13 protein-coding genes and 1 rRNA gene are annotated in these 12,312 nt (G+C 52.9%); 13 read left to right on the top strand and 1 reads right to left on the bottom strand.

All coding sequences use genetic code 11. The features are described from left to right. A 16S ribosomal RNA gene (locus tag GX466_01640) occupies nucleotides 1-120 on the bottom strand; the annotation flags it as partial. 820 nt (nucleotides 121-940) lie between these two features. Between GX466_01640 and queC the strand changes: the two genes are divergently transcribed. The 13 genes from queC to GX466_01575 all read left to right on the top strand — a co-directional run. Then, nucleotides 941-1,609, top strand: a complete 669-nt coding sequence (gene queC / locus GX466_01635; GenBank protein ID NLH92916.1) for a 7-cyano-7-deazaguanine synthase QueC — start codon at nucleotides 941-943, stop codon at nucleotides 1,607-1,609. After that, the gene (locus GX466_01630) at nucleotides 1,609-2,601 is read left to right on the top strand and encodes an asparaginase (protein NLH92915.1); all 993 of its coding nucleotides are present in this window, start codon (nucleotides 1,609-1,611) and stop codon (nucleotides 2,599-2,601) included. The genes queC and GX466_01630 overlap by 1 nt, the downstream gene beginning before the upstream one ends. Continuing rightward, the gene (locus GX466_01625) at nucleotides 2,602-3,711 is read left to right on the top strand and encodes a glycosyltransferase family 4 protein (protein ID NLH92914.1); all 1,110 of its coding nucleotides are present in this window, start codon (nucleotides 2,602-2,604) and stop codon (nucleotides 3,709-3,711) included. Continuing rightward, on the top strand, nucleotides 3,711-4,988 hold the full coding sequence (locus tag GX466_01620; GenBank protein ID NLH92913.1) for a glycosyltransferase family 4 protein: 1,278 nt from the start codon (nucleotides 3,711-3,713) through the stop codon (nucleotides 4,986-4,988). Before GX466_01625 ends, GX466_01620 begins: the two co-directional genes overlap by 1 nt. Nucleotides 4,989-5,045: 57 nt before the next feature. Beyond that, complete coding sequence (gene rpsT, locus GX466_01615) at nucleotides 5,046-5,309, top strand: 30S ribosomal protein S20 (GenBank protein ID NLH92912.1); 264 nt, start codon at nucleotides 5,046-5,048, stop codon at nucleotides 5,307-5,309. An 83-nt stretch (nucleotides 5,310-5,392) separates the two neighbouring features. Continuing rightward, a complete protein-coding gene (mtgA, locus tag GX466_01610; protein NLH92911.1) occupies nucleotides 5,393-6,064 on the top strand; it encodes a monofunctional biosynthetic peptidoglycan transglycosylase in 672 nt (223 codons plus the stop codon). 7 nt (nucleotides 6,065-6,071) lie between these two features. Beyond that, a complete protein-coding gene (locus GX466_01605) occupies nucleotides 6,072-7,364 on the top strand; it encodes a DUF2851 family protein (protein NLH92910.1) in 1,293 nt (430 codons plus the stop codon). A gap of 142 nt (nucleotides 7,365-7,506) precedes the next feature. Next, nucleotides 7,507-8,283 carry a hypothetical protein gene (locus GX466_01600; GenBank protein NLH92909.1) on the top strand — a complete coding sequence of 259 codons (777 nt, stop codon included), beginning with the start codon at nucleotides 7,507-7,509 and terminating at the stop codon, nucleotides 8,281-8,283. A gap of 13 nt (nucleotides 8,284-8,296) precedes the next feature. Then, nucleotides 8,297-9,406 carry a hypothetical protein gene (locus GX466_01595; GenBank protein ID NLH92908.1) on the top strand — a complete coding sequence of 370 codons (1,110 nt, stop codon included), beginning with the start codon at nucleotides 8,297-8,299 and terminating at the stop codon, nucleotides 9,404-9,406. A gap of 2 nt (nucleotides 9,407-9,408) precedes the next feature. Further along, nucleotides 9,409-10,107: a hypothetical protein gene (locus tag GX466_01590; protein NLH92907.1), complete on the top strand. Its 699-nt coding sequence runs from the start codon at nucleotides 9,409-9,411 to the stop codon at nucleotides 10,105-10,107. Continuing rightward, a complete protein-coding gene (locus tag GX466_01585; protein NLH92906.1) occupies nucleotides 10,104-10,976 on the top strand; it encodes a hypothetical protein in 873 nt (290 codons plus the stop codon). Before GX466_01590 ends, GX466_01585 begins: the two co-directional genes overlap by 4 nt. Continuing rightward, entirely contained in the window at nucleotides 10,969-11,607 is a 639-nt protein-coding gene (locus tag GX466_01580) for a hypothetical protein (GenBank protein NLH92905.1), read from the top strand. The genes GX466_01585 and GX466_01580 overlap by 8 nt, the downstream gene beginning before the upstream one ends. A gap of 12 nt (nucleotides 11,608-11,619) precedes the next feature. After that, nucleotides 11,620-12,312, top strand: a 693-nt coding sequence (locus GX466_01575; GenBank protein NLH92904.1) for an AMP-binding protein, incomplete at its 3' end; no start/stop codon positions are given.

Below are 12,312 nucleotides of genomic sequence, written 5' to 3'. Positions count from 1 at the left end.
TACGTGTTACTCACCAGTTCGCCACTCTCTCACCCCCGAAAGGATGATACCGTTCGACTTGCATGCCTAATCCACGCCGCCAGCGTTCGTCCTGAGCCAGGATCAAACTCTCCATCATATCGATAATATGAATGAATTGACAAGAGCTTTTCCTCTCATTCCCACTCTATATTCTGGTAAAGATCTGAGCGCTGAAATCCACGATTGTCAAGCGCACGTTCAGACATTTTCTGAAAGCCCCCTTTTTTGTCAAGAGGTATTTTTCGGTTTTCGCCGTGAATTATGTTAGATAGAACTACATCCCCTTGCATATCAGTCTGATACGCGAGAGAAAATATTTTCCATTATACCAGGATTATCGACTCCGAACGGCTATGGAGACCAGTTCAAAGTGCAGTTTATTCTCAAATATCGGCTCATGGATAATGTTAAAATAGAGTGTGTAAAAACGCCGTCATCTCAGCTCAAAGTCCTTATGAACGGGCAAAACGATGCTATCTGGCCGTTAAGGCCCTATGTTGGGTTCCTGTCTCGCCTCCCGCACGATTCCCGCATTTGATGCGGGGATTTGACGAGGGGCGTGGGAGAGGGATGAAAAAGACCGCTAAGGGTCTGGCTGACAGGGTTTGGCAATGGATAAGCATGTATGGCGCTATTTTGGGTGCGGGCGCCCATCCAGACGACAGCCCGGAAGACATTTTCCACCTTGATTGAGCATGAACCAATGCCCAGCAGCCACGTTTACAGGCACAACACTTTCCCACCCTGCCTATTTTTACTATTCTTGGGGCCAGGATGGAGAACTCGCAACATATGGTGGAATCGCACAACTGATATAGGTTTGAGGATGTTCCGGACGATTGCGCGAAAAATCCGTGCTTGACACAAAGCGCCCCGCGCACGGAGATGAAAAGAAAAAGCGAGCAGATGGAAGAAAAGGATGAAGAGAGCGATAGTTTTGGTGAGCGGAGGGATGGACAGCCTGGTTAGCGCGGCGGTGGCCGCGCGGGACTGTGAAGAGCTGAATTTCCTGCACGTGAGTTACGGTCAGCGGGCACAGGAGCGTGAATTGAAGAGCTTTGAAGCGATCAGCGCTCACTACGGTCCCCGCCGCAGCGAAGTGCTGAACTGGGACTGGCTGTCCCGCATCGGCGGTTCGGCTTTGACCGATCCGAGCAAAGAGATACCAAATCAGGATCCAGGCAAGGAACTCCCCTCCACCTACGTTCCCTTCCGCAACGCCAATCTGCTCTGCGCGGCGGTATCCTGGGCTGAAGCGATCCACGCAGATGCCATCTACATCGGGGCAGTGGAAGAAGACAGCAGCGGCTATCCGGATTGCCGGGAAGTGTTTTTCAAGGCTTTTGAGGAAGTGATCGCCAGCGGCAGCAGGAATGCCTGGCTGATCCGAATCGTCACTCCGGTGCTGCACCTCAGCAAAGCGGAGATCGTGAAGCTGGGCATGGAGCTGAAAGCGCCGTTTGAACTGAGCTGGAGCTGTTACGCGGACAACACAGCGGCTTGTGGGGTTTGCGAGAGCTGCAGACTGCGCCTGAAAGCCTTTGCCGAAGCGGGATACAAAGACCCCATCACTTATCGGGGACAATAATGCAATCAGAAACACCCAAAAAAAACATCCTCATAATTCTCACCGGAGGCACTATTTCGATGTCCTCCAAAGGTTCGCTGGGAGTGGTTCCCAGCTCTGAACTGGCCGACCTGCTGCGTGAGTTTCCCCAGCTGGACAGCGTGGCAAACGTTGACGTGATGGAATATCTGAACCTGCCGAGCCCTTACATAACGCCGCAGATGATGCTGGAACTGGCCAAACTTATAGACTTGAAAATCATAGATTATGATGGCGTGGTGATCACACACGGCACTGACACGCTGGAGGAAACTTCCTTTTTGTGCGATTTGGTGCTCACCACCCGCAAACCGGTGGTCTTCACAGCCGCCATGCGCAGCGGCAGTGACATCGGCCTGGATGGCCCGCGCAACATCATCGGGGCCGTGAGAGTGGCTTCACATCACGATTCCGCGGACAAAGGGGTGTTGGTGGTAATGAATGACGAGATCCACACCGCCCGGGACGTTGTGAAATCCGACACCGGGAAGGTGGACGCCTTTCGCAGCGTGGGCTACGGTCCATTGGGAAGCGTGGATCCTGACACCATCGTTTACCACCGCGATTCGCTGTTCCGGGAATATGTGTGGACGGACAAGCTGGACACCGCGGTGGACCTGATCAAAGCTGTGGCGGGTATGGACGGAAAGCACATCCACAGCTCAATAGAGGGGGGCGCCAAGGCCATCGTGATCGAGGCTTTCGGGCGCGGAAACCTGCCCCAAAGCCTGATTCCGGACATTCAGGCTGCTCTGGATAAAAACATCCTGGTGGTGATCAGTTCGCGGACCTATACTGGCAGAGTGCTTTCGGAATATGGATATGAAGGCGGGGGCAAGCATCTTGCCGACCTCGGCTGCATCCTCGCGGGCGACCTCAAAGGCGTGAAAGTAAGGCTGAAACTAATGACGCTCTTTGGCAAATACAACGATCCGGACGTGGTGAAACGCTTTTTCATGCAAAGCAGGAATTAGATGAAGAGAATCGCGATGCTGGGGCCGGCGCCGCCTTTCCGGGGCGGGATTTCGCAGTTCGCGCTAATGCTGGCGCGGGAGTTTCAGGACCAAGGGCACGAAGTGCGGATGTTCACTTTTGTGAGGCAGTATCCCAAACTGCTGTTCCCAGGCGGAGAACAGACCACGAGTTTTGCCGAAATGCCGGAACTCCCGGTGGAAAGGCTATTCACGCCCTACCTGCCCCAAACCTGGCCCAGGGCGGTGAAGAGAATCCGGGATTATAAGCCCGATCTTTTGCTCACTTCGTATTTCCTGCCTTGGTTCGCGCCCTCCCATGCCTGGATCTGCAAGCGTTTGCCGGACACGCGCAGAATCTGCCTGGCCCACAACATCGATTTCCACGAGAAATGGCCCGGGGCCGACATCCTGTCCCGCAAGTTGTTCCAGCACAACGATAGGATCGTGCTGCTTTCCCAAGCCTGCCTTGAAGACCTGAAAAGGAAAATGCCCAAAGATATCTCCCGAAAAGGCCTGCTGGGATTTCACCCCATCTACCACTGCTACGGAACGGGCAGGAGTGAATCCGGCGCTGAAAAGCTGGAAGAACCGACCGCCCTGTTTTTTGGACTGATCAAAGCCTACAAAGGTTTGGACATACTGCTTGCGGCACTCAAACAGGCACGCAGGCAAGTTCCGGACCTGAAACTGATAGTTGCCGGCGAGGTCTATGGTAAGAAGGAAAGATACGAACACCTGATCCGCGAACTGGGTTTGAGCGAGGCTGTGGACGCCCGTTTCCACTATATCACAGACACTGAGGTAGCAGAAGTTTTCCGGCGGGCACAGGTTTGCGTTCTGCCCTACAAAAGCGCCACTCAGAGCGGCGTTATCGCCACCGCCTATAGTTTTCAGATGCCGGTGATCGCTTCAGATGTGGGCGGTTTGAGCGAGTACATCAGCGAGGAAGAGACCGGCCTGCTGGTGCCGCCCAACAACGCGGAAGCCCTGGCCGCAGCTCTGATCCGCTATTTCACCGAGAATCTTCACGAGCGGATGAGCGCCAGCATCCCCTCTTATATAGAGAAGTTCTCCTGGCCGAAACTGGCCGGCCTGATCCTGGAAGTCTGATGCGGATTTTGCTGATCAGTTACTACTTTCCCCCCTGCGGGGGCGCGGCTGTGCAGAGATGGCACAAATGGCTGCCGGTGCTGGTGGAAAGCGGAATTGAAGTGACAGTGCTAACCACCGCGAACGGCGACTATCCGGTGCTGGATCCCAGTCTTGAACAGGAAATCCCTCCTCAAGTGAAAGTATTGCGCAGCGGCGCGCCCAGCACAGTCAGACTCTGGAAAGCGCTGTTCGGGAAGCGGAGTTCTGTGCCCTACGGCGATCTCAGCACCAACGCGAAGACAGGGTTTCTGCGCAAAGCGCTGATTTGGGCAAGGCTGAACCTGATCATACCGGACGCACGCAAATTCTGGAATCCCTCCGCGCTCAAAACCGCGACAGCCTTTTTGAAGACTAATCTTGTGGACGCTGTTATCACGACAGGTCCTCCCCACTCCACCCATCTGATCGGTTTGGAACTGAAAAAACGGCACCGGGCCAGGTGGATCGCCGACTGGCGCGATCCCTGGAGCACGGTTTATTATCTGAAACTTAATCCACCCTGCGGCTGGAGCCTGCGCCGGCACCAAGCCCTGGAACGCAAAGTGGCACAATCCGCGGACCTGAACATCGTGATCTCAAAGCATCTGGCAAAGCAGCTTCCGAGTTCAAACTCCATTGTGGTCCGCAACGGCTATGATGCCGCGAAAACAGCCGCAGCAAGGGTAAATGAAAATACTCGAGCAGAAAGATTCAGGATCAAGTATGTAGGCAATCTCACGGAAGGACAGAAGTTAGAAGAAGCGGCAAGAATAATCGGCAAGGCCTTTCCGGATGGGGATTTTGAATTGACCTGCGTGGGCACCAGGATCGACGCAGACCGGATGAAACTATCGGCGGTGGAAATCCCCGGAAGTTTCTCCTACAAAGGTTTTGTGCCGCATCAGCAGGCAATTTCTGAAATGGCGGATTGCGAACTGCTGCTGCTATTGATCAATTACTACGAAGGTTTTGAGGGCATGCTCACCACCAAGCTCTATGAATACATCGGCTCCGGCACGAAAATCTTCTGCCTGGGACCCCACGGCGGAGAAGCTGAGGAACTCATAGACCTTTACAAAGCCGGGGCCTGTTTCGATATCAGTGAAGAAGCTGCGGCGATGAGTTTTCTGAAAGGTCTGCGGGAAGACTGGAGAGCAGGCAAAAACATCACAACTAATTCAGATACAAGCGAACTTAGCGCCCGTCAACAGGCGGCGATAATGATATCGGCGCTTTCGGAAGAGAAAAAGGGTTGACATAATTAGGCTTCAATTATTTTTGATCCATGCGATTAACAAAACAAGAGGTTAGAAATGCCCCAACACAAGTCCCCTATTAAGAGAATGAAGACCGACGCCAAGCGTCGTGCCCGCAACAACTATGTGAAACGCACCCTGAAGACACTGGACAAGCAGATCCGCTCAGAAATGACCCCCGAAGAGAAAGAAATACTGCTGAACAAGGTCTATTCCCAACTGGACAAAGCCGCCAAGAAAGGCGTTATCCACAAACGCACCGCCTCCCGCCGCAAAGCGCGTATAGCCGCTGTGGTCAACAAGGAAAAAGCCCAAAACTGACCCTGCCCCTACTCAGGGCGGCAGTTCCTCCCGGGCTTTTCCTAACAAGGTAGGATGGTTCCTTCCGCCAATCCGTATAATCAATGAAGCGCAAGCGTCACTGGCTCGTCCGCCTTCTGCGCGGCATTATATTTGCCCATCTTGTTTTCTGGGCGATCATTGCCTTTTTCTGCCTGCTTTACAGCTTCATCAACCCTCCCCTCTCCCCGCTGATGCTGCAGCGCCTCCTGGTGCGCGGCTACGACTGGCACAAGCGGGAGTATATCAAACTTGAGGACATTCCCCAACGCACGGTGAAGATGACCATATCCCTGGAAGACGCTAATTATTACGAGCATTTTGGCTTCGAATGGGACATGATCAAGAAAGCCTGGAAGCGAAACCAACAGGACGGCGAAATCCGCTTCGGGGCCAGCACCATCAGCAATCAGGTGGCCAGAACAATATTCCTGACCACCGACCGCAACTATCTGCGCAAGTATCTGGAGGCGCAGGTGACCCTGCTGATGGAATTGCTGATGACCAAAGACCGGATGCTGGAGTTGTATCTGAATTATGTGGAATGGGGAAAGGGAGTTTATGGAATCGAGACAGCCTCGCTCCACTATTATGGAAAAAGTTGCCAGGAACTGAGTAAAGACCAGGCGATGCGGCTGATAAGCATACTCACCAATCCGGTGGACTACAGCCCCCAAACTTACAACCAATCGCGTTCCGCGCGACAGCGTTACCGGATGCTGCAAAGATACTATTAAAGGCGCTGTGGAAGAGAAATTCCTCTATCACATCTGGGACGCCGGGCATCTGCTGACGCCGCTGAAGACAGTAAGCGGCAAAAACATTCAGGTTAGCTACCAGGGCCAATACAACACCGCCCGGGGTCCGGATTTCCGCAACGTGATCGTGAACCTGGATGGAGAGATTCTGCGCGGTGACGTGGAAATACATGTGAACAGCTATGACTGGACAGCACACGAGCATCATGAGGACGCTTATTACAACAACGTGATCCTGCATGTGGTGATGAATGCCGGTTTGCAGAAATTCACGATCAAAGAAAACGGCGAAGCTATCGAGATTCTGGAACTGAAAACCCAGGTTAGCGATGATATCCGAAAACTGCTGGAAACGCCGGTAATCGCATCAGAAGAAGAACACGGTACCTACTGCGACCTGCTTTCAGCAATTGACAACGAAACTCTGGAAAGCATTCTCAGCGTCTGGGGCTTGCGTCGGTTCAAAAAGAAAGTCAAGCGCTTTAGCGCGGCGCTGATGCTTAGCGATTTTGACCAAGTGCTATATGAGGGTATGATGGAGGCGCTGGGTTACGATAAAAACAAGCACAACCTCCTCAGCTTGGCACAAGCCGTACCACTAAGCGACATCAGGTCCTGGCAGCGGGAAGGCCTCAGCACTTTGGAACTGGTGGCGATATTATGCTGCAGTAGCGGCTTGCTGGAGCGTTGCGGAAAGCAACTTGACGAAAGGCTGCAACAGCTTCTCACCCAAGCCTATGAACGCCAGTCTTTCTTCGCGAGAAAGCTGCAGATCGACTGGCAACTTTTTCGCATCAGACCTCTAAGCCATCCTATATACCGCATCTTCGCCATGGCCAGCTTGATCTACAAAACAGCGGAGCAAGGTTTGATGGAGTTTTTCCTGGAAAGGGTGCTGAAGGATAAAGCAGATGGCAAAAAAGTCTTTAAGACCTTTGCCGGGATCTTTGCCGACGCCGTCATGCCAGGCACGGAAAAACTGCCCCGCCCGGGCGAAGGTCTGATAGCCAACATCTACGTAAACATCTTCCTCCCGGTGAGTTACATGTATTGCGACAAGCACTCCGACAACGAGACCCGGGAACGGATCATCCGCTACTACAGCGGGTTTCCAGCCCTGCAGGAAAACCATGTGACGCGTTTCATGGCAAGGTATCTCAGCCCCACGCACCAGCGGGCCGTGAACGGAAAGACCCTGCTGCAGCAAGGGCTGATGGAAATATTTCACCGCTATTGCCGGCATCACCTCTGCGCCGAATGCCACGCAGACAAACCCTGATGCCAAGAGATGCAGTAGGTTTATTGTTTTTTGAAATACAAGCGGAACACGCTAAGGTTGGGCACACCCTACATGAACCGCGAAAACCATGCCGGACAAATAAATCGCCGGCAATAACCTTTATTGAACTGAGGAACTTGAGATGAAGAGACTGCTAATCGTTTTACTGGCTTTGGTGGCCGCACTAACCGGAGTTTCCTGCAACAGGGATAAAAACAAGCTGCCCGACGGCACTGACAAGGTTTCTGAATACAACGCCGTCCCATCTTTCAAGGCAGTATTTCTGGCTTTGGACAAAGTGGAACCAGGCGATCTGGACGCGCTAAAACCTACCACTTTTGCCCCCGCCCCGCAAGACTCGCTGCATTCCGCCTTTGCCTGGGGCGCCTTGGCGGCGGACGCGCAACTGGCTGTAGCCGGAAGAAATACAAACTGGCTTAATTCCATCCTCGTCCAACTGAAAACCCTAGCCCCTGTGATGCATAGGCAGACGAACCTGGTGAACAAGCTCGAGCAAAGCATTAAACCAATGCTGGCAGAGGGTAACTGGGAACAGATAAAACAGCTTTTTTACGACCTGCAAACAACCACGGACAAAATGCTGATGGAACAAAACCGCTGGAACGTCTACACGCTGGCTGCATTGGGTAGCTGGACCCAGTCCGTGAATCAGATCGGCAGCCTGATAGCCAAAAGTTACAGCACCGAGAAATCCCTGGTGCTTAAATCAACCGCTTGGGAAAGCCTGGCAGACAATCTGCTTTTGATAAATTCCCCCGAACTCACCCAAGCTTACACCAAGACTCAGGAACTGCGGGACATAATGAATTCCGCTGGGCAAAATGCCTTTACTCCGGAGCAGGTTACAATGATAGTGGCAGCCACTGATTCCATCAGGCAAAGCTTAAGCACTCCCTGATAAGGAGATGGACATGAAAAATATACTAACAGGCCTACTGTTGCTGCTGGCCTGCGCGCTGGCTGCAACAGCGGAACAACCTGTTTTCTCGGTTGTGGACAATCCTTGGGACGACGGCACTTCGGTGCTGGTAAAATGGAACCTGGCCTCCGGTGCGGATTCCCTTAGCCTGCAAAAAGCCGATTCCCTGGGAGCCTATCAAGAAATATTCAACGAATTCACGCAGTCAGGGCAATTCATCGATTCCAGCCTGGAGATCGGAAAGGATTACCGCTACCGCCTGATTGCTTACAACAGGGCATCTGGAGACAGCCTGACCTATCTGGGCTCTGCGCGCACCGAGGCACAATGGTTCGACATGAACAAGCTTTCCCTGCTGATCCTATTGGTGTTGATCTGCGGTGCCATCCTCTACTACATCTTTTCTGCAAGGCGAGGCAAGGACCTGTTCATCCGCCGCATTAGCGGGCTGGACAGCATGGACGAAGCTATAGGCCGCGCTACCGAAAAGGGAAAGCCGATCCTCTTTGTGCCCGGAATCAGCGACTTGGGCGACATCCAGACCATCGCTGGGCTGAATATTCTCAGCCACCTGGCCTATAAATCCGCGGAATACGGCACCGAACTGTTGGTTCCATGCCGCTTTTCCATGGTGCTCTCCGCAGCAAGGGAAACTGTGAAGGAAGCTTATCTGAAAGCCGGGAGACCGGATGCATACCGTGAGGACATGGTTTTTTACGTGACCGATGACCAATTCGGCTTCGTAGCAGGCGTGGACGGCATCATGCTGCGCGAACAACCAGCGGCGAACTTTTTCCTTGGCGCGTTCTGGGCTGAATCACTAATCCTTACGGAGACCGGTTTTGGCACCGGGGCCATCCAGACCGCCGGTACTGGCCAACCGCACCAGATCCCCTTCTTCGTTGTTTCCTGTGACTATACACTGATTGGAGAGGAACTTTACGCCGCCTCAGCTTACATTTCCCGGGATCCCCAACAACTCGGCAGCCTGAAAGGACACGATTTCGGCAAGCTGCTGGTGATCCTGCTGGTGCTAAGCGGTGTGGTGATGGAGATAATCGGGGCAGGCTGGTTCAAGAAATTCTTTGAAGGTGGGAACTGAACATGAAACGAAACATACCTCTGATCGTTGCCTTCGTCTCCGGAGTGATAATCCTCATTGCAGGATTCATCCCGAGGGACCCCTTCCCCAGAATTGAATCCACCCTCATCGACTGGTTCATGATCATCTCCAGTTTCGCCATCCTGTTGGGGCAGGCAAGTTTACTGCGCATGAACGTGACCCGGGTGGCGGAAAAAGCACCTAACTGGCAATATCACCTGGCTGGACTGGTCAGTTTTGGCCTAATGCTGGTCTTCGGTCTACTCTGGGGCATGGAAAAGACGCCCGGGATGTTAGGCCAGGGCCAGGAAATCGTTGAAAAACTGGGCATGAAGCCATTCGATTATCTCTTCGAAAACGCCTTCATCCCGCTCTCATCAACCATGTTTTCGCTGTTGGCTTTCTACATCGCCTCTGCGGCTTACCGGGCCTTCATCATCCGCAATTTCGAATCAAACCTGCTGATGATCACAGCTGTGATAGTGATGCTGGGCCGCACCAGTTTCGCCCCCATGCTCACGGGCTGGATTCCGGAATCACTAAGCTGGTTGAGATTACCTGAGCTTACAAACTTCATCATGCAGTATCCCAACACAGCAGCACAAAGAGCGATCCTGATCAGTGCCGCGCTGGGCATTGTGGGAGCTTCGCTGCGCATTATTCTGGGCATAGAAAGGTCCTATTTGGGAGGCGGCAAATGAAGAAGCCCGATAAAACCGTCATCGAACGCAGGATCGTATTCCTCTTGCTGGTGCTGGCTGTCGCTTTGCCGATCATACTTCCACTGGGCCTCAAAACCCAGAGCACACCCCTCACAGAGCAGGTTTACGATCTTGTGAATTCCCTGCCTGCTGGCGTTCCCGTGATCATTTCCTTCGATTATGACCCCTCTACCATCACCGAATTGCAGCCCATGGCCGAAGCTGTAATAGAGCACGCCTGGAGAAAAGGCCACAAGGTCATCGCCACCGCGATGTGGCCTCAAGGACCGCAGGTGGCGGAGATGGCTTTCAACGTTGTTCAGGCCAGAATGGAAGAGAAAGATCCAAATGCCAGAAAACTCATGTATGGTGTGGATTACGTTAACCTGGGCTACAAACCGGGCGGCATGGTGACGATACAGGGAATGGGGCGCAGCATGGAAGCCATCTTCCCCACCGACATCACAGGCTTAAAATACAACAAGATCCCGATGCTGAGTCCTGTCCGCACTTTGAAGGACATCCGCTACGTAATCTCGCTTTCCGCTGGCGATCCCGGCTTGCGGGACTGGATCATGACCGCCAACGGCAAATTCAACATACCGGTCGCAGGAGGCACTACTGCCGTGAGTGCACCGGGTTTCTTACCCTATGTGAACGACCAGAAACAGCTGCATGGACTGATGGGCGGCTTGAAAGCGGCAGCGGAATATGAACTGTTGCTGGGATATGAAGGAACCGCAAGCCTGGGCATGAATCCCCAGTCCGTGGCTCACGTTTTGATCCTGGCGCTCATTCTCTTCGGAAACATCCGGGCCTGGAAAAAACGCAAGGCTGACAAACTCGCTCAGGAGGCCAAGCATGGCTAATATAATGACCACTTTTGGAATCTGGCTGGCTGCTTTCTTCACGCTCAGCATCTTCAGTTTCCTATATAAGGACAACCCCTTCTACAAATTCGCGGAGCAGGTCTTCGTGGGCCTCTCAGCGGCATACTGGCTGGTTTACACCATCTACAACATCCTCATCCCCAATCTCTTCAACAAACTGTTCACTGATTTTGCCGGCAATTGGGTGCTATTGATTCCGATGCTGCTGGGCATCATGATGCTGCTGAGGATGTTCCCAAAACTGCAATGGCTCAGCCTTTACCCACTGGCGCTGATGGTGGGAACCTCTGCCGCGATGTCGATGCTGCTCAGCTTCAAGTCCGACTTTGTGGAACAGATGGCCGCCACGATGATCAATCCTTTCAAGTTCTCCTCACCGGTTGACGTGGTGGGCAGCATCATGCTGATCGTAGGAACGCTCTGCGGTGTGTTTTTCTTCTATTTCAGCAAAAAGCAGGAAGGCTTTTACAAAGTGCCTTCCAAGATAGGAATCTGGTTTTTGATGATAAGCTTCGGGGCTTCGTTTGGCTACACCGTAATGGCCCGAATCTCGCTGCTTATAGGCAGACTGGATTTCCTGCTGCGCGATTGGCTGCATATAATCAAATAGAAAGGAGTTCATATGCAGCAATTGCAACACCGCTTTATCCAATCGGCCAAGAAATACGGCAGGAAAATCGCCGTCCATGATCAGGCGACGGGAAAGGATTTCACCTATGACAGATTACTGATCGCCTCTCTGATAATGAAAGGCAGTCTGGCAAGGATCAGGGGAAGATATGTTGGTATCCTGCTTCCCACCTCAGTAGGCTGCGTGCTGGGGGTTCTGGGCACGCTGATGAACGGCAAGATTCCTGTGATGATAAACTATTCCACCGGAGCGATTGAGAATTGCCTTTACGCGAGGGAAAAATGCGGCTTCAAAACCATCCTCACCAGCCGTAAGCTTCTGGACAAATTCAATCTAGAGCCGATCGACCACATGGTCTTCGTGGAGGACATCCTTTCCAAGGTGACGATCGTGGACAAGCTCAAGGCCGCGGCGATTTCCAAACTGCCCGCCCCCGTCCTTAAAACCATCGTCCACAACGGCCCCGACAGAGAAGTATGCGTTATCCTCTTCACCAGCGGCAGCGAAAAAGAACCCAAGGCTGTTCAGCTAACCCATCGCAACATCGGCAGCAATGTGGAAAGCGCCTGCCAAGTCTTTGATCTGCGCTCCGAGGACATTTGCATCAGCATGCTGCCCTTTTTCCACGTGTTTGGGCTCACCATCAACCTCTGGCTGCCATTGATTTCCGGCAACACGATGGTG

Source organism: Candidatus Cloacimonadota bacterium (assembly GCA_012516855.1).
Taxonomy (GTDB): domain Bacteria; phylum Cloacimonadota; class Cloacimonadia; order Cloacimonadales; family Cloacimonadaceae; genus Syntrophosphaera.
The sequence above is the reverse complement of the archived record's forward strand: the minus strand, read 5'-3'. Positions and strand labels throughout refer to the sequence as shown.